This window comes from Streptomyces sp. YGL11-2, assembly GCF_050054615.1.
Taxonomy (GTDB): domain Bacteria; phylum Actinomycetota; class Actinomycetes; order Streptomycetales; family Streptomycetaceae; genus Streptomyces.
Genome location: NZ_JBNHIN010000012.1, coordinates 88949 through 111468, shown reverse-complemented (window position 1 = coordinate 111468; position 22520 = coordinate 88949). Strand labels below are relative to the sequence as shown.

At 69.0% G+C, this 22520-nt stretch carries 17 protein-coding genes; 12 read left to right on the top strand and 5 right to left on the bottom strand.

Annotated features, from left to right (window positions below; all coding sequences use genetic code 11):
* Positions 1-350 precede the first annotated feature (350 nt).
* The gene (locus ACO1BR_RS16355) at positions 351-1040 is read right to left on the bottom strand and encodes a response regulator (protein ID WP_426795789.1); all 690 of its coding nucleotides are present in this window, start codon (positions 1038-1040) and stop codon (positions 351-353) included.
* A complete protein-coding gene (locus ACO1BR_RS16350; protein WP_426795788.1) occupies positions 1040-2710 on the bottom strand; it encodes an ATP-binding protein in 1671 nt (556 codons plus the stop codon). Before ACO1BR_RS16350 ends, ACO1BR_RS16355 begins: the two co-directional genes overlap by 1 nt.
* Positions 2711-3050: 340 nt before the next feature.
* Between ACO1BR_RS16350 and ACO1BR_RS16345 the strand changes: the two genes are divergently transcribed.
* The 4 genes from ACO1BR_RS16345 (at position 3051) to ACO1BR_RS16330 (ending at position 7946) form a co-directional block, all read left to right on the top strand.
* A complete protein-coding gene (locus ACO1BR_RS16345; RefSeq protein ID WP_426795787.1) occupies positions 3051-3911 on the top strand; it encodes an ABC transporter ATP-binding protein in 861 nt (286 codons plus the stop codon).
* On the top strand, positions 3908-4786 hold the full coding sequence (locus ACO1BR_RS16340; RefSeq protein ID WP_426795786.1) for an ABC transporter permease: 879 nt from the start codon (positions 3908-3910) through the stop codon (positions 4784-4786). Before ACO1BR_RS16345 ends, ACO1BR_RS16340 begins: the two co-directional genes overlap by 4 nt.
* A 92-nt stretch (positions 4787-4878) precedes the next feature.
* A complete protein-coding gene (locus ACO1BR_RS16335; protein ID WP_426795785.1) occupies positions 4879-5964 on the top strand; it encodes an ABC transporter substrate-binding protein in 1086 nt (361 codons plus the stop codon).
* A 305-nt stretch (positions 5965-6269) separates the two neighbouring features.
* Complete coding sequence (locus ACO1BR_RS16330) at positions 6270-7946, top strand: SWIM zinc finger family protein (protein ID WP_426795867.1); 1677 nt, start codon at positions 6270-6272, stop codon at positions 7944-7946.
* A gap of 322 nt (positions 7947-8268) precedes the next feature.
* Here the strand turns inward: ACO1BR_RS16330 and ACO1BR_RS16325 are convergent, their stop codons facing one another.
* Together ACO1BR_RS16325 and ACO1BR_RS16320 are read right to left on the bottom strand one after the other, a co-directional pair.
* On the bottom strand, positions 8269-10149 hold the full coding sequence (locus ACO1BR_RS16325) for a DNA/RNA helicase domain-containing protein (protein ID WP_426795784.1): 1881 nt from the start codon (positions 10147-10149) through the stop codon (positions 8269-8271).
* A 110-nt stretch (positions 10150-10259) separates the two neighbouring features.
* Complete coding sequence (locus ACO1BR_RS16320; protein ID WP_426795783.1) at positions 10260-11999, bottom strand: DNA/RNA helicase domain-containing protein; 1740 nt, start codon at positions 11997-11999, stop codon at positions 10260-10262.
* A 45-nt stretch (positions 12000-12044) separates the two neighbouring features.
* Here ACO1BR_RS16320 and ACO1BR_RS16315 point away from each other — a divergent pair, with 45 nt between their 5' ends.
* The gene (locus ACO1BR_RS16315; protein WP_426795782.1) at positions 12045-12311 is read left to right on the top strand and encodes a hypothetical protein; all 267 of its coding nucleotides are present in this window, start codon (positions 12045-12047) and stop codon (positions 12309-12311) included.
* 167 nt (positions 12312-12478) lie between these two features.
* On the opposite strand, the gene ACO1BR_RS16310 is transcribed toward ACO1BR_RS16315, so the two are convergent.
* On the bottom strand, positions 12479-12607 hold the full coding sequence (locus tag ACO1BR_RS16310) for a DUF6408 family protein (protein WP_405805352.1): 129 nt from the start codon (positions 12605-12607) through the stop codon (positions 12479-12481).
* An 879-nt stretch (positions 12608-13486) separates the two neighbouring features.
* On the opposite strand from ACO1BR_RS16310, the gene ACO1BR_RS16305 reads away from it, so the two are divergent.
* From ACO1BR_RS16305 to ACO1BR_RS16275, 7 genes are all read left to right on the top strand, one after another.
* Complete coding sequence (locus tag ACO1BR_RS16305) at positions 13487-15835, top strand: BTAD domain-containing putative transcriptional regulator (RefSeq protein ID WP_426795781.1); 2349 nt, start codon at positions 13487-13489, stop codon at positions 15833-15835.
* Between the two features lie 172 nt (positions 15836-16007).
* The gene (locus tag ACO1BR_RS16300; protein ID WP_426795780.1) at positions 16008-16727 is read left to right on the top strand and encodes a TenA family transcriptional regulator; all 720 of its coding nucleotides are present in this window, start codon (positions 16008-16010) and stop codon (positions 16725-16727) included.
* Positions 16728-17012: 285 nt separating this feature from the next.
* Entirely contained in the window at positions 17013-18212 is a 1200-nt protein-coding gene (locus ACO1BR_RS16295; RefSeq protein ID WP_426795779.1) for an O-succinylhomoserine sulfhydrylase, read from the top strand.
* 11 nt (positions 18213-18223) lie between these two features.
* Entirely contained in the window at positions 18224-19150 is a 927-nt protein-coding gene (locus ACO1BR_RS16290) for a homoserine O-acetyltransferase/O-succinyltransferase family protein (protein ID WP_426795778.1), read from the top strand.
* A 99-nt stretch (positions 19151-19249) separates the two neighbouring features.
* Positions 19250-19837 (top strand): hypothetical protein, encoded by a 588-nt coding sequence (locus tag ACO1BR_RS16285; RefSeq protein WP_426795777.1) that lies wholly within the window; start codon positions 19250-19252, stop codon positions 19835-19837.
* 90 nt (positions 19838-19927) lie between these two features.
* Complete coding sequence (locus tag ACO1BR_RS16280; protein WP_426795776.1) at positions 19928-21262, top strand: MFS transporter; 1335 nt, start codon at positions 19928-19930, stop codon at positions 21260-21262.
* Positions 21255-22460, top strand: a complete 1206-nt coding sequence (locus ACO1BR_RS16275; protein ID WP_426795775.1) for a M20 metallopeptidase family protein — start codon at positions 21255-21257, stop codon at positions 22458-22460. The genes ACO1BR_RS16280 and ACO1BR_RS16275 overlap by 8 nt, the downstream gene beginning before the upstream one ends.
* Positions 22461-22520 lie beyond the last annotated feature (60 nt).

Below are 22520 nucleotides of genomic sequence, written 5' to 3'. Positions count from 1 at the left end.
CCCCGTTGTCGTGCCGGTTGCTGGTTCCGTGCGGGATCTTCTGATGGGTCGTCACCTGTCGTCGTCCCTGGCCGTCCCTACCGTTGCCGGATCGGTGCTGAGCCGGGTTGCCACCCAGGTCGGGCGTCCCCGCGCGGGCGGGGCGTCCTGGGCGCAAGCCGCCCGGCCGGGGGCGGACTTCGGGGCTGTGGCCCTGGGCGCTGGTCCCCAGGAACAGGGCTCCAGGCCCTCGCGGCCCACGGCGCAGACCCTCGGTGGTCTGGTGGCCGCCGCAGCAGTCCGGCAGTTGGTCCTGAAGAACCTGCCGCTGCTCGATTGGCGGCGCCGGGCGGTGTTCCTGGCCGCGCGGTTCAGTGAGCGATGCGGTAGCGGTGTTCGGGACGGCCGTTGGTGCCATAGCGGAGTTCCAGGCGGACCATGCCTTCCTTGACGAGGTAGGAGAGGTAGCGCTGGGCCGTGGCGCGGGAGACGCCGGTCGCCTCGGCGGCTTCGGCGGCCGACAGGGCACTGCGGGCGGAGCGCAGGGCTTGGTGGATCGCGCTGAGCGTGGGCGCGGAGTGGCCCTTGGCGGGGATCCGGGGGACGGCGGGCGGGCGGGCCGCGCTGAACAGGGCGTCCACGTCGGCCTGGTCGGCCGTGGTGGTCCGGCTGAGCGCGTCCACGCGGTCGCGGAGCTGGTGGTAGGCGTCGAGCCGTTCGGCGAGGTCGGCGGAGCCGAACGGCTTGACCAGGTAGCCGACGGCGCCGAGTTTCATCGCGGCGCGGACGGAGGAGATGTCGTGGTCGGCGGTGATCACGAGGGCGTCGGGGCGCTTGTCGCCCTGGTCCTGGCTGAGCCGGCGCAGGACGTCGAGGCCGCTGCCGTCGGGCAGGAAGATGTCGAGCAGCAGCAGGTCCGGGTGCAAGGTACGGACCGCGGCCAACGTCTCGGCCACGGTCGCCGCCTCGCCGACCACTTCGAAGCCCGGGACCCGGCACACGTAGTCGCTGTGGATCTGCCCGACCCGGAAGTCGTCGTCCACCACGAGGGTCCGGATCATCACAGGTCACCTCCCATCGGCAACGCCGTCGTGAACAACGCATCCTGCTGTGCCGGTGTCGGCGCCGTGTCCGGCTGCGGCAGGACGACCGTGAACCACGCGCCCGGGCCTTCGCTGACCGTGATGGTGCCGCCGTGCCGCTGCACCAGCCGGTGCACCAGGGCCAGCCCCAGGCCGCGGTGAGCGGTGCCCCGTTCGGGGCGGGTGGACCAGCCGTCCTCGAAGATCGACCGGGAGGAGCCGGGGGCGATGCCCGGACCGCTGTCCGCCACCCGCACGAAGATCAACTCGTCGCTCTCGGCCAGCGTCAGCCGGATGCTGCGGCCGCCGTCGGCGGACGGTGCCTCGGCGGTCGCGTCGATGGCGTTGTCGAGCAGGTTGCCGACGATGGTCAGCAGTCGCCGCAGGTGCGGTGGGTCGTCGCCGAGCGCGGAGTCGTCGGTGAGGACGATCCGCACCCCGCGTTCGGCGGCGACGGTGGTCTTGGCCACGATGAGCCCGACCATCAGCGGGTTTCCGATGTGTCGGCGCACGGCCTCGGTCAGGGCCTGCCCGGAACGGGCCGTCTCGATGGCGTACTCGTACGCGGACTCGTGCTCGCCGATGTCCAGCAGACCGGCCAGGGTGTGCATCCGGTTGGTGAACTCGTGCTGCTGGGCCCGCAGGGCGTCGGTCAGTCCGCGTACGGAGTCCAGTTCGCGCAGCAGGCCGATCAGCTCGGTGCGGTCGCGTACGGTGACCACGGCGCCCAGTTCGCGGCCGTGCAGGGTGACCGGCATACGGTTCACGACGAGACAGTGGTCGTCCGTCAGGACGCTGACGTCGGTGCCGGCCAGGGTGCCGTCCAGCGCGCGGCGCAGCCGCCCGTCGGGCAGCACATCCTCCAGCCTGTGGCCGAGCGCGGTGCCGAGGCCGAGCAGCCGCCGGGCCTCGTCGTTCACGACGGTGATCCTTGCGTCGGGGTCGAAGGCGACCACGCCTTCCCGGATGCCGTGCAACATCGCCTCGCGGTCCTGCAGCAGACCGGCGATCTCCTCAAGTTCCAGGCCGAACGTGGTCCGCTTCAGCCGGCGTGCCAGCAGATAGGCCGCCGTCGCGCCGATCGCGGTGGCGATCGTGGCGTACAGCCCGAAGGTGGGCAGCTCGTGCCACAGCTCGCCGAGCACGTCGTGTTCCGGCATGCCCACCGACACCTCGCCGACCAGTGCGCCGGATGGCCCGTACAAGGGGGCCTTGGCGTTGGCGGACCGCCCGGTCGCGCCCTGGTCGGTGCCGACGTGCGCGCGGCCGTCCTTGGCCACGACCGGCTCGGCCACCGGCCCGCCGATCAGGGCCGGGAGGGGATGCGAGTGCCGGATGCCGTGCAGGTCGATCACGACCACGTACGACGCCCCGGAGGCCCGGCGGATCCGTTCGGCGACCGTCTGCACCACGTCGCCGCCGCCCCGATGCTCCATGACCTGCTTTATCTGCGGCTCCGCGGCCGTGGTCCGGGCGATCGCCAGGGCCCGCTGCTCGTAGGAGCGGTCGAGTTCGGCCCGCTGCGCGAACGCGAACAGGCCGAAGCCGATCAGGCCGGTGAGCGCGAGGATGACCAGCTGGTTGGCGAGGATCCGCGTGGAAAGCCTCCGCTTCCCGCCGCGGCCTGCCCGGAAACGGATGGGTGCCACGAGTGCCTCTTCGCTCCGGTGGTGCGATGTGCCGGGACGGCCTGTATGGGGTGCCCGGGTGGCGCGATTGTGCCCCAGAGCCGGGACGCTGCCCACCCTCCGTCCACTGAGCAAAACGAGCAGAAGCCCGCTTTACGCAGCTATCGCGAGATAGCTCGGAAACAGCGACGTCATACGCGGCTGCCTCTAGCGTCTGCCTTCCTCGGCCTGACAGGAACCCCCGAGGGATGCCACCAGGCAATCCCCGAGGGATGCCACCAGGCAATCCCCGAGGAATTCGACCAGGCAATCCCAGAGGAATTCCCGAGGAACTCCGAAAGAAGGAAGGAAGCGGTCCCATATGGCTTCGCGAAACGATGTCGCGACGAGCCCGGGCGCCGGTGCGGCGGACCTTGCGGACGCGCGCATCGAGATCTCCGGGCTCACCAAGCGATTCCTGACCCCTGCCGGTGAGGTGTTCACGGCGCTGCAAGGCGTTTCGTTCACCGTGGAGCCGGGCCAGTTCTGCGCCGTGGTGGGCCCCACGGGCTGCGGCAAGTCGACGACCCTGAGCATGGTGTCCGGGCTCGACCGGCCCAGCGAGGGCTCGGTCAAGGTCGGCGGCCGTGAGGTGGACGGCATCACCGACGGTGTCAGCTTCATGTTCCAGGCCGACGCCCTGTTGCCCTGGAAGACCGTTCTCGGCAACGTGCTGATGGGCCCCGTGTTCCGTGGGGTGCCCAAGCAGCAGGCCCAGACTTCGGCGCGTGACTGGCTGCGCCGAGTAGGTCTGTCCGGGTTCGAGGACCGCTATCCGCACCAGTTGTCCGGCGGCATGCGCAAGCGCGTGGCGATGGCCGCGGCGCTGATCAACGAACCCAAGATCCTGATCATGGACGAGCCGTTCGGCGCCCTGGACGTGCAGACCAAGGCGATCATGTCGACCGAACTGCTGACCCTCTGGGAGCAAATCCGCCCGTCCGTCATCTTCATCACCCACGACCTGGACGAAGCGGTCGCACTCGCCGACCGGGTGGTCGTGATGACGTCCAACCCCGGCTCGGTCAAGGCGGTCTTCGACATCGACCTGCCCCGTCCGCGCGGCTCGGTCCAGGAGATCCGCTTCCAGCCCCGCTTCATCGAACTCCAGCACCAGATCTGGGACACGCTGCGCGAAGAGGTGGAGCGCGCGTACGCACTCACCGCAGGAGGCAAGGAATGAGCACGACGTCCACCGTTTCCGCGCTCCCCGTCGCCGACGGCGGCAAGGGCCCGGCCGCGAGCGCCGCGCGACGTGCCGCCCGACGCCGTGTCGCCCGGGTGTGGGCGGGCCGTATCGGCCTCGCGGTCTTCGTGATCGGCGGCTGGCAGGCGTTCACCACCTGGGGCATCGTCGACCCGTTCTTCTTCGGGCAGCCGTCAGGCATCGGGCAGCGGCTGAGCGACCTCTTCCAGCACGGCACGCAGTTCGGCTCCTTCTACTCCAACATCTGGACAACCATCCAGGAGGCGCTCGTCGGCTTCGTCGTGGGCTCCCTCACCGGGATCGTCTTCGGCGTCGCGCTCGGGCAGAGCCGCTATCTGTCCGACGTGCTCGGTCCCTACATCAAGATGGTCAACGCGATCCCGCGCATCGTCCTCGGCTCGATCTTCATCGTCGCCTTCGGTATCGGTGTGACCCCGAAGATCCTGCTGGCCGCGGTGCTGGTGTTCTTCATCGTCTTCTTCAACGCTTTCCAGGGCGTGCGCGAGGTCGACCCCAATGTCCTCGCCAACGTCAGGGTGCTCGGCGCCTCCCGGATGCAGATCACCCGGCATGTCATCGTGCCCTCCGCGCTGACCTGGATCATCGCCAGCCTGCACAGCGCCTTCGGCTTCGCCATCGTCGGCGCGCTCGTCGGCGAGGTGCTCGGCGCGCAGAGCGGACTGGGTCTGGTCATCAAGACCGCGCAGAACAACTTCGACCCCAACGGCGTGTTCGCCACGATGCTCGTCATCGCGCTGATCGTCCTCGGCGCGGAGTGGCTGATCGGCAAGCTCGAACACCGGCTGCTCGCCTGGCGCCCGCCGGCTCCCTCCGAGGCGAACGCTCTCTGACTCCCGTTTCCCCTCTGTTCGTAGCCCTTCCCGGGCCCCCGCATCCCCGAAAGCACTCACTCCCCGCATTCCCGAAAGGTGTAGGCCCCGCCATGCTCAAGAGAACCCTCACCGCATCGATCATCACCGTCCTCGCCCTCGGCGCCGCCACCGCGTGTTCCAGCAACTCCGGCGGCTCCGCGTCGTCCGGCTCCGGCGGTACCCCGACCGTCAAGCTCATGGCCGGCGGCCTCGACAAGCAGATCTACCTGCCCTACCAGCTCGCCGAGAACCTCGGCTTCTACAAGAAGTACGGCGTCAAGGTCGAGCTGAGCACCGAACAGAACGGCGGCGTCGGCGCCGAGGACGCCATGGCCTCCGGCCAGGTGGACATGGCCGGCGCCTGGTACAACCACACGATCGAGTTCCAGGCGAAGGGGAAGGCGGTCGAGGACGTCGTCCAGTTGTCCGGCGCGCCCGGCGAGCGGGAGATGTGCACCAAGAAGAGCGGTGTGACATCGGCCGCCGACTTCAAGGGCAAAACACTCGGCGTCACCGACCTGGGCTCGGGCACCGACACCCTCACCCAGTTCATGGCGGCGAAGAAGGGCGTCAAGACCAACCAGTTCCACCGGCTCGCGGTCGGCGCGGGCTCCACCGCCGTCGCGGCGCTGCAGAACGGCAAGGCCGACTGCGTCATGACCACGCAGCCGACGGTCGCCGCGGTCGAGAAGAAGGGCGTCGGGACCTCCGCGGTCGACCTGGCCACCACCGACGGCGCCAAGGCGGCGCTGGGCGGCGCGTTCCCGGGTGCGAGCGTCCTCGCCCGCACCGACTGGGTCAACTCGCACAAGGACGCGGTGCAGAAGGTCGTCGACGCGCTCGTGGCCACCATGCACTGGATCAACACGCACAGCGCAGCCGACATAGCGAACAAGCTGCCGGCGTCGTTCGTGCAGAACCAGCTGGTCACCAAGACCGATTACATCAAGGCGCTGACCGAGGACAAGGGCCAGTTCCTGCCGGACGGAATCATGCCGGCCAGCGGTCCGAAGACCGCACTGGCCACCGAGCAGTCGGTCGGGAGCGTGACCTCGTCGGTGGACCTCGGCAAGACGTTCACCAATGAGTTCGCCCTCAACGCCAACAAGAAGGAAGGCTTCACCACCACCACAACACCGGCCGGTGCGGACGGCTGAGTCCCCTGCGCTCACGGGGCCGCCCGGGCGACCGTCGCCCGGGCGGCCCCGTGAGCGGTGGACACTCCGGACCACCCGGTCGACACCGCCTGGGGCAGGAACGGTGTGGGGCCGGTCCCGGAGGCCGTCGGTGGCGGGCTGGCCCGGCTGCTGGAGAAGCACCTGCATCCCGGTCAGTGGGCAGGCCATTACGGCCCGGAGCGCTGCGCGCGGTACGGACTTCCTTGGACCGCCGGGTCGGACTCACGGTCACTCATATCCTGGCGGCCGTGACGGACAGCACCAGGGGCAGGGCGAAAGAGACCATGCGCGACTTCACCGAGGCGAGTCTCAAGACGTTGGCCGGCGCCCGTTCCTTCGAGCGCGGGCGCGGATACCTGGATGCGGTGTCCGGGGTCGAGGTCGGTGACGGATGGATCACCGCGAGCGTCCACGGCACGGAACGGTACGAGGTGGAGCTGACCCTGGGCGGGCCCGGCGGGCTGTCCGGCGACTGTGACTGCCCGTACGGCCTTGAGGGCAACTTCTGCAAGCACCTGGTCGCCCTCGGTCTGACGGTGCTCGCCCGGCCCGAGAGCCTGCCGCGGCAGCGGAAGGCGGCGCGGGGCCGGGCGCAGGACCTCGACGGGTGGCTGTCCGCCCGGTCCAAGGACGAGTTGCTCACTCTGGTGCGGGAACTGATCGGCGAGGACCGGCAGTTGCGCCGCCGCCTGGAGCTGCGGGCCGCGAGCGCCCGCGGGGATCTGGCCGCGGTGCGGGCCCGTATCCGTGAACTGCTCGACATCGGCCCGTTCGCACAGTACGGGTACGTCGAGTACGCCGATGCCCGCGCCTATGCGGACCAGGCCGGGCAGGCGGTGTCCGCGATCGGTGCGCTCACCGGCTCCGGACGGGCAGCCGACGCGATCATCCTGGCGGCGGAGGCGATGAAGCTGCTGGCCCAGGCGGTGGAGAGCGTCGACGACTCCGACGGATGGCTCGGCCAGGTGGGCGCCGTCCTCGCCGACGCCCATCTCGACGCGTGCCGTGCGGCGCGTCCCGACCCGGGGGAGCTCGCGCGCTGGCTGGTCGGCCATGCGCTCGGCGAGGTGGACGACGGCCTCACCGACGTCGATCCGCTCGACTACGAGGATGTTCTCGGCGACGAGGGGATGGCCCTCCTGCGGAAGCTGGCGGTTGAGGCGTGGCAGGGCAACCGCCGCGGCTGGGCGGAGAAGGACCTGATGGAGCGTCTGGCCAAGGCGGGAGGCGACGTCGACGCGGTGATCGCCGTGCATGCGGCCGACCTTGCACCTGACGGCCACACGCACCTGGTCATCGCCCGCGAGTTGGACACCGCCCGGCGCCCCGACGAGGCGTTGAGCTGGGCGGAACGCGGTGTTCGGGAGGCCCGGGACCTCGCTGCCGTCGACACCGCCCTCGTCGACCACCTCTGCGACCGCTACGCGCAGGCGGATCGGCCCGCCGACGTCGTCGCCCTGCGCCGCGACCACTTCGGCGCCCGCCGCACCCTGCTCACGTACCAGCAACTGCGTGCCGCCGCCCGGGCCGCGGACTGCTGGCCGGCCGAGCGCGAGGGCGCGCTGGCCCTGCTGCGGGCCGACGCGGGTCAGCGGAAACAGGGTTGGTACGGCGGTCCCGTCCTGGTCGATGCCCTGCTCGACGACAAGGACGTCGACGCCGCCTGGCAGGCCGCCACCGAGACCGGTGCCCATGACCGGCAGTGGCTCACCCTCTCCGACCAGGCCCGCGCCACCCGCCCCGCCGACGCACTCGGCGTCTACCTGCGCCTGGTGGAGCCGCTGACCAAGCAGACCGGCAACGCGATCTACGAGCAGCTCGTCAGCCTGCTGCTGAGCATTCGCGACTGCCACCGCCGCCTGGGATCGCCGGAGGAGTTCACCGGGTATGTCACCGCCCTGCGTTCCGCCCAGCAACGCAAGCGGAACCTGATGCGCTTGATGGACGAGCACCGTCTGTGAGCCGGGCGACGCCTTGGGGCCCACTTTCCTGCACGGCTCTGCCGCCGGATGTCGCTCCGTGAGCGGCGCGACCGCGGCGATCGCCGACCGCTGGATACGTGCTGGATCGGGCGCTACGAGGGGACGTTCGCGCAGGTCACTGGCGAGGTGCCGGCATTTCAGTTCAATGTTTAATTGATAATTCAATTACCTTTACGGGATCTGGCGAACCGGTTCCCTCTACAGCTGGCGCTTCGAGAAGGCGTGCGTATCGGTCGGCCTGGTCGATGTGATTGGCTACGGAACGGCGTACCGCTCTGCGGCGCGTGGCCGACTCAGGGAGTCACATGGCCGCGACGCTCGAGGCCGTGCCAGTCAGGGCGCGGAGCCTTTGGCGTGTTTCCGCATCGGTCGAGTACACCATCGTGCCGATCATTCCTCGCGTCAGCAGCACCTTGTACGTGTTGCGTATCAGCCGGTCCACATCGGCGTCCGGGGTGGACTTCTTGAAGACCGGGTCCTTGGACGCTGAACGATCGGTGACCCAGCGGTTGCCGCGCCACACCAGGTCGGGACCTATGATGACGCCACTCCAGTCGTACTCGAAGCCCTGCGCCGTGTACACGCAGCCCACTTGCTCGAAACCGGCCGGATCGGTTGCCCACAGCGCGGCCGGAGGCGCGCCCCCGACGGAGCGGTCACCGAAGACGTTCCAGGGCCGTTCCCACTCCCCGATGACGACGTCCGCGGGCAGTACCTGCCCGGGTGGCACCTTCTTCGTCCACTTCCAGCAGTAACCCGCGGACATGCGTGCGCTGTACCCCTGCGAGCGGCGGACGTCGAGGAATGCCTCCAACTCCTGTGGGCTGTCCGCGACCATGAGTTGCATTGTGTCGGCGGGTTCCCACGCCACGGGTCCGCCCGGCTCAAGCTCCAACAGTCGCACCACCCACCGCAGATATGCATCGCTGCCACCACACCGGAACTGGCTGTCCAGCGGCACCACCCGACAGTGGAGCCCCTTCTTCGCGGCGGCTGCCTTGATCTCCGCAACCGTGCCCATTTCGCCGGGCCGGACGACCTGGTGCTCGTCGAGCAGGAAGACCGGGACGCGTGCCGCGTCGATGAGTTCCTCGATCTGGGCTTTGCCGGTGCGGTTGGACGCCGGCGTGTAGCGGTTGGCCGATGTCTCCCGGATGCGGTGAGCTTCGTCGCAGATCAGGACATCGAGACTGTTGTGCTCGGCGGTCATGAAGCTGTTGAAGTACTTGAAGAGGTCCTTTACCTCACGCTTCCGGGCGCCCGCGACCTTCCTCATGGTGGTCGTGAACGAGTTGGAGCCCGTCGCGTGCAGCGCGGTGGTGCCCTGTCGGTACAGTTCACCGAGGAGCGACAGCGCGATGACGCTCTTGCCGGTGCCGGGCCCGCCGCTGACGATCACGACCTCCTTGTGGTCGGATTCCTTGGCACGGCGGACGGCGTTCAAGACAGTGCGGTACGCGATCTGCTGCTCGTCCAGCAATACGAACTGCTCACGTTCACGCACCTCTTGGGCGGCCACGGCCATGAGTTGCTTGGACGGGCCGATCTTCCCGTTGACAAGCTCGTCCGCGGCCGAAGCGCCGGACGCCGGCCCCAGCTTCGTACGCAGAAAGCTGATGAACTCGCCGCGCTGCGCACCGATGAAGAGCTGGCCGTACTGGTCCTGCTCGGCCTCGAAGAGCCCGCTGACGCCGAACTCGGTGGCGTTGTGCAGATAAGCGGCGCCGGAGACGCGTTCCGGGTGTTCGGAGAGCGCTCCGTTGAAGGAGATGAGGTACTCGCAGTAGCCGCGCACCTGGTCGACGGGATTCAGCACTGCCCGGGCGTATGAGTCTATGCGGCACAGCGACGGATCGTCGCCGTCTGGCTCCGCGCTGCTCCACTGCTTCAGCTCCACGACGACGTACGACGGCAGTCCGGTCTCGGGGTGCACCCCGGCCAGCACGGCATCGGCCCGCTTGCTGTTCAGCGGCAGACCGTATTCCAGGAGCACCTCCACCTGCGCGAGTCCCGCATCGTTGAGCGCGCTGGCGAGCGCTGGGATGCTCCGCTCCCATGAACGGACCTCGGACGGACCGGGCTTGTGACCGTGCACGTGCACGAACTGCTCCGTCAAACGGAGGAGCAGAGCACCGGAGAGGCGCTCGGCGGCGACCGCTTCGGCGGAGTCGCGGAACAGCAAGACATGCCCCCAGGCAGCACGAAGAAACCCGTGCGGGTGGGGGCGTCTCCTTCGTGACTCCGCCAGGCGGAGCGGAAGCCCGGCGGGCCGCAGCTACGTCGGGATCAAGGTTACCTGTGCCGTCTGCGGTGGGCGGGTGGCAGCTGTGGTGCTTCAGCGGTGAGCTTCGGCTGGGCGCCGTCGTAGTGTTGCATGCCGATGGCCCCTGTGATGAGTCTGCGTAGTTCGTTGTGGGTCGCTGGGTCAACCGCATAGACCAAGGTGCCGACGACGCCGCGGGTAAGGAGCACATGGTAGGCGTTGAGGACGCACCGGGTGACAATCGCGTCGTCTATCGGGCCGCGGAAGGCGGGATCGCAGGAAGCGCTCCGGTCCACCTTGAACTTCCCGTCACGAAACAACAGATCGGGTCCGATGATGACACCGTTCCAGTCGTACTCGAAGGTCTGTGCCGTGTAGACGCAGCCGATCTGGTCGACACCGCGGCGATCGGTCGACCACAGGTCCGACCTCGGCGCGTCCGGGACGCTGTGCTCCGGCTTCACGTTCCACGGCTGGCGCCAGTCACTGATGCGTACGTCGTCGACGAGCTGTTCTCCGTCCGGGTTGCTCCACGGCCAACAGAAGCCCGCGGTGATGCGGGCCGTGGCTCCTTCGAGGTGGCGGTCCCGGATGAACTGCTCCATCTGCTTGGGGGAGTCGGCGACGGTCAGTGTCATCCTCCCGTCCGGTCGCCAGGCCACCGGATCGGAAGCGCCAAGGCCCAACAGCTGTTGGGCCCATCGCTGGTAGCGCTTGCTGCCGCCCGCTCGGAACGTGCCCTCCAGATCGGTCACTTCGACCACGCAGCCCATGCTCTCGGCGAGCTCTCTGAGATACGTGGCAGTGCCCACCTCGTCAGGGCGGATCGACTGGTGATCGTCGAGCAGGAAGATCGGCACTTTGGCGGCCCTTATCACCTCAGTTGCCTGCGGCCGGTCGTCGTCCCGCAGAGCCTTCGGCATCCAGCGGTATGTCGAGCTGCGTCGCATTCGGTGCGCCTCGTCGCAGATGAGGACGTCGATGCTGTCCGGTGGGGTCTCACTGAAGCTGTTGAAGTAGCGGTACAAGCTGTTGGCCGCGCGGCGCTTGTCCGCTGTCTGGCCTCGACGGGCCGTGCCGAGCATGATCTCGCGCAGAGTCTCCGTGTACGCGTGCGAGCCACTGGCCAGGACGGCTTCGCGGCCCTTGAGCCCGAGGGCGCGCTGCAACTCCAGAGCCACTGCGCTCTTCCCGCTGCCAGGGCCGCCCCGCAGGATGTAGACGCGCTTGACGCCCGGATCGGGGGCGGGGCTGTGGGCGGCATCGGCGTCGTAGAACAATCCGACGTCGAAGCCGGTGAAGCGCGCGGTCTTCTCCAGGTGCCGGGTGATCCGGTCGACCGCGACGTACTGCTCGTCGAGGAGCGTGAGACCTCCACCGACGACAGACCGCTGACGAGCCACATCGGTGACCTTGAGCAAGGGGGCCTTGCGGGCCTGCTCCAGTGCACATGCGGCCCGCTTGCCGGACGCGGCAGCGAATCTTGAAGTAAGCACTCGCTGGAATCGGTTCAGATCATCAAGTGTGTAGAGGAAGCCATGGTCGGTCTCTGGCAGCCCGAACAGCGCCTCCACATCCGCGTCACGCGCGTTGTGGAGCAGTGCCACACCCATCAACTGGTTTTCGTTCTCCCGAAGATGGGGCAGGTAACGCAGCATGTACTCGCAGTAGCGCTGGACCTGCCGCACCGGATGCAGCTTGTTCTTCCCGTCGCCGAACCCGAGATCGACGGCTATCGGGCACAGAGGGTCCACCGTGGCGTGCCGCACCTGCTTCAGCTCAACCGCAAGGTATGAATTCGTCCCCGTACCGGGATGCCGGCCGCACAGCACCAGATCGACCGCGGAGTTGGTGTGCGGCAGGTCGACCTCGACCTGTACCTCGACTTCGTCGAGGCCGCAGTCCAGCAGAGCCCTGACCACTACGGGGACGCTGTTGTTCCAGGAAGCGACATCACCCGGACCGGCCGCTCCTCCCTTGATCCGGGAATGCTCGTGGATCAGTTGCTCAGTGAGCGGAAGGTGCGCCGATCCGGCCCGGGCAACGATGAGTCGGCCGAGCTCGGCTGCGGACAGTTGTAGGAGCACGAAGGTTCCCCAGGCACGAGGTGACTCGTGCGGGTGGGGGCATGTCCTTCGTGACTTCGCCGAAGCGGAGCGGAAGCCCGTCGGGCCGCAATGACATTCCGTAGATTACCCGGCCGCGGAGGGGTGAGGGCGGGCCCCTGGAGGCCCGCCCGCCGCCTGGCTCAGCCGAGGCGGTGCACCATGGCCTGCGCCAGAGCCCACATCAGGTTTGAGCCGAGGCTCGCCGCGATGCCAACCAGGACATCACGGACCCAGGTGCGGCGCTTGGGCATGTACTCGACGGTAGCCATAGGAACGCGTCCCCTTCGGTGTGACTGGTGACGGTGCCGGATGGCTCCCGCCGGGAGCGCACCATGGGTCCGCGTCACCAAACCAAAGGGCCTACGTCTCCGCAGGTCACGTCGCGTACACCTCCGAGGAAGGGACGCGGTGCAGAACAACGTTAGCTCACGACTGGGCAGCGCGGACAAGGAATTGACACACAGAGGCATCGACAAGCCGATGGGTCGAGAGGGGCATGGGGGGATAGGGGATGAGCTGCATGGTGCTCGGGCGAAGCTCCCGTGTTGGGATGCCCCCTTCAGAACTGCGTTTCCGCAGTCGGTAGTTCTGTACCAAGGATTCCGGTTCAACGTGTGACGCGCGCCGTACCGTCGGCCTAGCGACCCGCCAAACACGCAGCTCGAACGGGGTCGGTCCCATCCGGGACCGACCCCGTTGCCGTGCCGCTTGCCGGATCGCTGCGGGATGCTCCGACGGTTCGTCGCCTGCTGCTGCCTGAGTGCGCGTCATGCGATGTGCGGCTCTCGACAATTGCTTCGGATTCGGGTCTTCGTCGCCTTCGGTGACATGTGCGGCAACCGCACCGGCCGTGGCTCCGTAAACCTCCCATTTGGTCAGTGATGTCCATCTCGCATTCTGGGATGAGCCCTTGATGCACTACCCGCAGGCTGCATTAATACCGGTAAGGATCTTGCTGTTCGGGGGGCCGGGCGCATCCGCCGGCGCATGATGTCCTGGTCATGGCTCACCTCGCTGCCACGACGTTCTTGCCGTGACGTCGCTGCCGCCGAGGGAGTGCCGCGCGCCCCTGCCGTGAACGCTGGTTCAGCAGGCGCGCGGGGGCGTGGGACCGCGCCGATGAGAAGTGCTCATAAGGGGGATTTTCCGTGGCCGTATCGACGAGCAGCCTCTTGGAGTGCCGGTTACTGGGGCCGCTGGATATCGAAGTGGGCAGCCGGCGGCTTCAGATGACGGCCCCGCGACTGCAGTCCGTACTGGGTACGCTGCTGTTGCGTGCGGGCGAGACGGTTCCGGTCCAGCGTCTGGTGGACTGTATATGGGAGGACCGGCCACCCGCCGACCCCAGCAACCAGGTCGCCGTGTGTGTCTCCCTCCTGCGGCGCAAGCTGGCACAGGCCGGCGCGGCGCGCGACCTGATCGTCACCGAGGCGCCGGGGTACCGCCTGCAGACCCACGCCGTCCGGCTCGATACGCGCCGGGTGGCGCAGCTGGGGAAGGAGGCCGCCGGGCGTCGCGCCGCCGGTGAGAACGAAGCAGCGGTCGGACTTCTCGGGGAGGCCCTTTCGCTGTGGCGAGGCCCGCTGCTCGCGGGCATCTCACGCCAGTTATGGCAATCGGATGTCCACGCGTGGGAAGAGAAGCGGGTCGCGCTGCGGGACATGTGCACCCAGATCCAGCTGGAGCTGGGGCAGTACGAGCACCTCGTCTCCGAACTGTCCAGCTTCGTTCAGGAGCACCCCCTGTTCGAACGCCCCCGGGCCCAGCTGATGACCGCGCTCTACCACTCCGGGCGGCAGGCCGACGCGCTGCGCGTCTTCCGGGAGACCAGCGACCTGCTGAAGGGCGAACTCGCGGTGGCCCCGGGAGCCGAACTCCGGCAGCTGCACCACGACATCCTGCACGGCGCCCTCCCGCCGGTGCGCCCGAACGCCGCCCGACAGGAGGGCGCGGCGACGCCGCAGCGGTCCGCCGTGCCGACGCCCTGCTCCTTGTCCGGTCCGGCCGTCCCGGTCGCTCCGGTCGCTCGGACCGCTCCGGGCGCGGCGGCCGCCCCGGCACCCGCCGCGGAGGTTTCCACCGCGCCGACCGCCGCCACGCCGCCGGCCGGCCCCTGCCTACTCCCCGGCGACACCGGGGAGTTCGTCGGAAGGGACGCCGAAATCGCCGCCATTCAGGGCACCTTGGCGCCGGGTGCCGGCCCGGTGCCGGTCGTCGGCGTGGTGGGCGCCGGAGGGACCGGCAAGTCGACACTGGCCGTCCACGTGGCGCACCGGCTGCGCCCGGCCTTCACCGGCGGCCAGCTCTACATCAATCTGCGGGGAACGACCGCCCGCCCCGTACCGCCCGGGGAGGCGCTGGCGCGGCTGCTGCGCGAACTGGGCCTGCCCGCCTCGTCGATCCCCGACGGGGTGGAGCAGCGCGCCGAGCGTTACCGCGCGTTACTGGCGGACCGCCGCGTACTGATCGTTCTCGACGACGCCGCGAGCACCGAGCAGATCCGTCCGCTGCTGCCCGGGACTGGCAGTTGCGGGGTGCTGATCACCAGCCGCGCCAGGGTCGGTGTGGTGCCCACGGCGAACGTCGTCGAACTCGGCATGTTCTCCGAGGGGCAGGCGGTCGAACTGCTCATACGCAGTGCGGGCGCCGGACGGACCCGGGCCGAGCCGGAAGCCGCGAAGGAGTTGGTCGGGCGCTGCGGCCGACTGCCGCTGGCGGTCGGCATCGTCGGTGCCAAGCTCGCGGCCAAGCCGCACTGGTCGCTGGCCCGTGCGGTGGCGCGGCTGGCCGACGAGCGGCGGCGGCTGGATGAGCTGTCCCACGACAAGCTCGCCGTCCGCGCCAGCCTCAGGCCGTCGTACGAGGGCGTCGGCCCCGCCGCCCGGCTGCTGCTGCGCGAGCTGGCCCTGCTGGCCCTGTCCGAATCCGCGGGGTGGGTGGCCGCACCCATCCTCGGCCTGCCCTCCGCCAGGACGGAGAGCCTGCTGGAGGAGCTGGTGGACGCCCGGCTCATCGAGGTGATGGACACCGGCCGGTTCGGTCAACTTCGTTACCGTATGCATGATTTGGTCCGTCTGTACGCGGTGGAGCAGGGCCGGGTGGCGGGGGCCGGGTCCGGAGCCGCGGGGGCTGCCACGGGTGCCGTGGGGTCCGCCCACGGCGCATTCCACAGTGCGGGCCACCCCCCGGGCGAGCGCCGAGCGTTCGCAGCCGCCGTCGCCCGCGCGCCCCTGACGTCTGCCGTGCGCGCGTATCACGCCGCGTGCCGTGGCGAGTTCACCGCCGTCCGCGGTGGCTCCGGCCTGTCACGCGGCACCGGGCTGGCCGCGGTGGCGAACGGCGCACCGTCGCCGCGCCGGTACGAGACGGAGCGCGCGAGGCCGACCGCTCGGTCCGTACCGTCCGCCGAGTGCGGCGTGGGCACCGCCGCCCCGGAGCCGGTCGCCGCCTGCCCGTGCCTGTTCGGCGTGCGCGGCCACCCCGACCACGGCGACTGAGAGCCGGCCGGTGCGGGTGTTCCGGCGGCGTTCCGCACACCGCAGGAGTACGGCCGTGGCATGCCTGTTCTGCGATGACATCGGCATAACAGGGTTTTGAAATGGGCTTCATCTAGCCTTTCGAACGACTAGCCGCCGCCAATTACGGAAATTCAGGTAGAGGGGCCCAGACATGCTGATGGAGCGAGACGCATTCCGCGAAGAGCTTGAGCGTACCCTGCACCAGAAACTCACGCTCTCCCACCCCATGTTCGACATTCTCTTCGACCCGGAGAATCCGGACCGGCACACGCTGCAGAAGGTGGCGCTGCAGGGCTACCAGCTGACGAAGCACTTCCTGGACTACATAGAGACGCTTTTCTACTACTGCCCCAAGGGGGACGGAAAGCACAAGCGCCGGCTCCTCTTCAACCTCTACGAGGAGGAGACCGGGCGTATCTCCAAGACCAAGAACCACGTGCAGCTGATGGAGGACTTCCTGCGTGCCATCGGCATCGACGACGCCACGCGGGACGCGGAGACGGCGCTGCCGGCCACCCAGGAACTCATCGACTACCGCATGACCGCCGTGAAGAACCCCGAGACCTACCACATCGGGGCGGCGGCGGTGATGATCGCGAGCGAGGGCCAGAACCTGGAGACCCGCGGCGCGGACGCCCGCGATGTCCTCTTCAAGCGGGTCTACGGCCTCAACGACGACGACCTGCTGTTCTTCTCGGTGCACCAGGAGGAGGACGTCCACCACGTCCGGCACGGCCTGGACCTGGTCGCGGACATCTGCACCACCGAAGAGCAGCAGTCCGAGGCGCTCTACGCGGTCGGGCACACCTGCGACCTCTTCTACAACATGTACGAGGGCATCTACCAGGAGTACAAGGCCGGCCGGCTCTGAGGCCCGCCCGCCCGGTCCATGGAAACGGGGCCCGTGCGGTGCCCCGTTTCCCTGCCCTGTTCCGTGGCCATGGCGTCCCGCACCACGTTTCTCCGTGCTACGGGACGCCCATGGAAACAACCACTGAGTTTTCTCCGGAGGCGACCCGATGAGGTGGCCCGCTGCAACAGCCTGCTGACATTCGCGTCGATTCCCTGCGCGCCGGTGTGAGTGGCGCACACCGACGCCGCTGTCCGGTCTCCGGCGCACCGACGCAGCTGGACGGATCAAGGAGCGCAATTCACCGTGACCCAGCCCCTCACATCCGACTCCTTCGCCACCCGCGCCATACGGGCAGGCCAGTACCAGGACCTCTCGGACTCCCACAGCGAGGGCCTGGCCCTCACCGCGAGCTATGTCTTCGACGATTCCGAGGACGCCGCGGAGAAGTTCGCCGGGCGGCGTCCCGGAAACGTGTATGTGCGCTTCAGCAACCCCACCGTGGCCGCCTTCGAGCAGCGCATGGCGGCGCTGGAGCAGGCGGAGTCCGCCGTCGCCGTGGCGTCCGGCATGGCCGCGTATCTGGGAATCGCCCTCGGCCTGCTGAAGGCCGGTGACCATGTGGTGCTGGCCGACGGGATGTTCGGCACCACCACACGGCTCTTCCAGACGTATCTGAAGAAGTTCCAGGTGGCCTCCAGCATCGCCGACGTGCGGGACGTGGGGGAGTGGCGCCGCCAGGTCCGGCCGAACACCGTGATGTTCGTCCTGGAGACCCCGACCAACCCCCTGATGCACGTGGCGGATCTGCGCGGGCTGTCCGCCCTCGCCGCCGAGCACGGAATTCTGACGGTGGTCGACAACACCCTGTGCACGCCCGCTCTGCAGAATCCCGTTCCGCTCGGCGCCGACCTCGTCGTCCACTCGGCGGCCAAGTACATCGACGGACAGGGCAGGTGCGGGGGCGGCGTCGTGGTGGGCCGCGACGACCTCGTCCAGGAGATAGTCGGCGTGCTGCGTACCGCGGGCCCCGGCCTGAGCCCGTTCAACGCCTGGGTTTTCCTGAAGAGTCTGGAGACTCTGGAGATCCGTATGCGGGAGCACTCCCGCAACGGCCAGATCCTGGCGGAGTGGCTGGAGCGGCATCCGGCCGTGGAAGAGGTCTTCTTCACCGGTCTGCGGTCGCACCCGCAGCGCGAGCTGATCGACAGTCAGCAGTCCAGCCCGGGCGGCCTGTTGAGTTTCACGATCCGCGGCGACCAGGAAGCCGCCTGGCGGGTCGCCGACAACCTCTCACTGATCTCCCTGACGACCAACATCGGCGACACGAAGTCCATGGTCACGCATCCCGCGTCGACCACCCACGGCCGGCTGTCCCCCGAGGCCCGGAAGCGCTGCGGAATCACCGGGAACATGCTGCGGATCTCCATCGGCCTGGAGCACGTCGACGACATCATCACGGACCTGGACAAGGCGCTCGACCACGTGACCTTTTCGCCCGAGTGAACGGATACGGTATGTCGCACACCCGCCACGGCGCCGAACGAGGAGCGCTGCGGATCGGGTTGGTCGACCTCATGTCGGCCGTCCCGAACAGACCGGCACAGAAGATGTTCCGCTCCGCGGTCGAGTCCGCGGCCGCAGAAGCCGGACTGCCCGTCGCCTTCGACCACCACGCCGTCGACCCGTTCTGCTCGCCCGAGCACTGCGGCATCGACTGGCGGCTACTCGGCGCGGCGGACGCCCTGATCGTCACCGGCAGCGAACCGACCCGGCTGGACATCGAGTCGGAGCCGGCGCTGGCCGTGGTGCGCCGCATCATCGAGGAAACCGCGGACCGGGTGCCGTCCACCCTCTTCTCCTGCCAGTCGGCCCACGCCGCGCTGTACGTGCGGTACGGACTGCGGCGCCGACGGCTGCCCGACAAGTACACGGGAGTGGCCGAACACCGCGTGAGCGTCCCGGGCCACGCGCTCACCGCCGGAATGACAGACGGCGTGCCCGTACCGCACTCCCGGTGGAACAGCGTGCCGACGGCGGAACTCCACCGGGCGGGGGTCGTCCCCCTCCTGGAGGCCGACGGCGGCGACTGGCATCTCGCGGCGAGTGCCGACGGACTGCGTCAGCTCTTCTGCCAGGGGCACCCCGAATACCGTCGGGACACCCTGCTGCGCGAATACCAGCGCGATCTGCGACGGCACCTGGCCGGGGAGACCGACGACTTCCCGGAACTTCCGGAACCCTATCTGGACGGGGCGGCGAGGGAACTGGTCCTCCGCTACGCCGAGAAGTTGCGGGAGCAGCGGGACACCGCCCTGCTGTCGAGTTTCCCGGCCGAGTCGGCGGCGGCGGGAATCCTGGCCGACTGGCAGCCGGACACCCGCGGCTTCTTCGGAAACTGGCTGCGCGCCGTCGCACGGTCCTCGGCACGGCCGACGCCGTGAAAACGGCACGCGCAAGGCCGTGAACAGGGCACCCGCAGCGCCGTGCACACGGCACGTGCCGCACACCTCCACGAGAAGAGACCCGGGTAAGTGAACGCGATGACCACTGAACTGCACTGGCACTGGGCCGCCGACCTGCACGACCACTCCAAGGACGTGGCCGGAATGCTGGCCGCGAGCGTCGCCGACGAAGGCATCCTCGGCTACGCGGCCCAGCCGACCGAGGACCAACTCACCGGATTCGTCGACGGACTGAAGGAACTGCAGGCGAAGGGAACGGGCCATGTCCTGGTCGGCGAGGACGCCGAAGGTACCGTGGCCATGTGTGTGATCAAGACCCGGTCGATGCCCAACTCCCGCCACATAGCCGAGGTTGAGAAGGCGTACCTCTCGCCGCGGGTACGCGGCACCACCGCGGTCTACCAACTCGCCCGGCACGTCTGCCTGAAGGCGGCCGAACTCGGTACCGAACTGCTGCTCATCGACGTCCGGGAGGGTTCCAAGGCCCACAGGGTGTGGACCCGCCTCGGATTCACCACGTACGGAGTCCTGGACGACTATGTCCGCGTCGACGGGCAGCGGCACCGCGGGCACTACATGCGGCACCAGGTGGCGGATCTGGCCGCCACGGTCTCCGGCCGACTCGCGGAGCTGGGCGAGCGCGCGGGCCCGACGCCGGGAATCTGAGCCCCGAGCGCCGGGGCGCATCGGTCCGAACCGCTCCGGGCCGCTGCGCACCGACCGACAACCAAGGCAAGGCAAGCGACAGAGGAAGACATGCCGACCAACGAGACAGAGCCCGACACGCAGGCGCGGACCGGCCCGGACTCCCCGCCGACGGCGAAAGGGGCACGCCCGAAAACCGTCATCGTGGCGGCAGTTGCCCTGGGTTTCGTCATCGCCCTGATGTCGTCGTCCATCAAGAACACGGTCAGCGTGTTCTACGTGCCGATGTCGCATGACTTCTCGGTCAGCCGTGGCACCTTCGCCCTCGCCCCGTCGGTGTTCATGCTGACCTACGCGATAGCCTCCCCCGTCCTGGGTTTCGCCGCCGACCGGATAGGTGCCCGCCGCTCACTGGCCGGCGGGCTGGTACTGGGCGGCGCGATGTTCCTGGCCGGCGGCGTCGTCAGCTCCTTCGCGCTGTTCTCGGTGGTGTACGGAGTAGGGCTGGCCATCGCGTACACCGCGGTCTCCTACGTTCCGCTGGGCGTACTGGTCGACGAGCTGTTCCCGCCCCACCGCCGCGGCCTGACCTACGCCATCCTCATGAACGGCACGGCCGTCGGCTTCATCGCGCTGGTCCCCCTGTGGATCTACGTCGAGCACAGCACCTCCTGGCGCACGGTGTTCATCGTTCTGGGCGTCGTCATGGTCGCCCTCATGCTGCTGTCCCTCATCTTCCTGCCGGGAGAGAACAGGGCGCCGGAAGAGACGGCGCAGACAGCGGAACAGGCGGGGCGGGCAACGGGGGAGGAGCGGACGACCGGCGGGGCCGCCGCCCCGGCCCGGGGCGGTATGTTCGGCGCCGTACTGCGCTCCTCGGTGTTCTGGACCGTCAGCCTCGCCTTCGTCGGCTGCGGCGTGACCATGTCCTTCGTCGACGTACACCTCGTGGCGAGCCTCGACAGTCACGGTCTGGGCGGCGGCACCGCGAGCACCACCATGGCGATCCTGGGTGCCGCGGAAATCGTCGGTTCGCTCATCGCCGGGTATCTGTGCGACCGCGGCCACGGCTTGAAGGTGCTGGCGGGCTGCTATCTGATCCGGGCCCTGTCACTGGTGGTGATGGCGGTGGCCCCCACCGTCCTGACGGCCTGGGTGTTCGGTCTGCTCTTCGGCATCAGCTACATGGGCACGGTGGTGGCGGGGTCGATGTACCTGCTCAACTCGCTGGACCCGCGCGCCAAGGGCCTCGCCCTGGGAATGATGTGGTGTCTCCACCAGATCGGCGCCTTCGTGGCCAGCGAGGCCGGCGGCCTCAGCTTCGACGCCCTGCACTCCTACGACCCCGTCGTCATCGGAGCGGCCGCCTGCGCCGGCCTCTCCTTCCTGATCGTCGTCACCGCCCTGCCCAAGGCCCTGCGAAAGGCGAACCCCACCCATGCCTGACGCCCCGCGCACCGACCTGCTCGACCGCGCCGCACGGCAGCTCCCCCAACTCGTACGCTGGCGCCGCGACCTGCACGCCCACCCGGAGACGGGAGTCGACAACCCGCGCACCCAGCAGGCCGTCCTCCAGGCCCTCGAAGGGCTGGATCTGGAACTCACCCGGGGCCGCACCTGCAGCTCCGTGACCGCGACCCTGCGCGGCAGCCGCCCCGGCCCCACCGTGCTGCTGCGGGCCGACACCGACGCGCTGCCCATGGCGGAGGACACCGGCCTGGAGTTCGCCAGCGAGAACCCCGGTGCCGCCCACGCCTGCGGCCACGACGTGCACACCGCGATGCTGCTGGGCGCCGCCTCCCTCCTGGCCACCGACCTGCGCGAGGAGGTCGCCGGCACCGTGAAGTTCGTCTTCCAGCCCGGCGAGGAGGGCTGCGGAGGCGCGGAACGGATGCTGGCGGACGGCCTCCTGGACGAACCGGTGGACGCCGCGTTCGCCCTGCACGTCAACCCCAACCTCCCCTCCGGCGTCATCGCCACCAAGCCCGGTTCCTTCTTCGCCTCCTGCGACGAGTTCGAGATCACCCTCACCGGCCGCGGCGGCCACGCGTCCATGCCGCACACCTGCAACGACCCCGTCCCGGCCCTGCTGGCCCTGGGCACGAGCCTGCTGACCACGGTCTCCAGGAGCTTCGACCCGGCCGACCCGGTCCTGGTGGGCCTCGGCTCGGTGACCGCCGGCACCACCTCCAGCGTCACCCCGGAATCCGGCTGCCTCAAAGGCACACTGCGCGCCTACACCTCCGCATCACGGGCCCAGGCATGGGCCCGCATCACCCGGCTCGCCGAATCCACTGCCGAGGCTCACGGCCTCACCTGTCACCTCACCCACCGCTACGGCTGCGCCCCCACCGTCAACACCCCGGAAAAGGCCCACCAGATCCTCCACCTGGCCGCCGAACTCCTCGGCCCGGAACGCTCCGTCGAACTGGCCTCTCCCGTCATGGCCGCCGAGGACTTCGGCTACGTCCTGGAACGCGCCCCCGGCGCCCTCGTCCTCCTGGGCGCCTGCCCACCCGGTACTCCCCCCACCGAAGCCGCCCCCTGCCATTCCAACCGCATGACCCTCGACGAACAGGCCATGATCACCGGCACCGCCCTCCACCTGGCCATCGCCCTGACCCCGCTCCACCCCACCCCCTGACCCCGGCCCGGCCACCCGGCTCCGGAGCCCGGACCGTTCCTGGGCTCTTGCAGGTCGGAC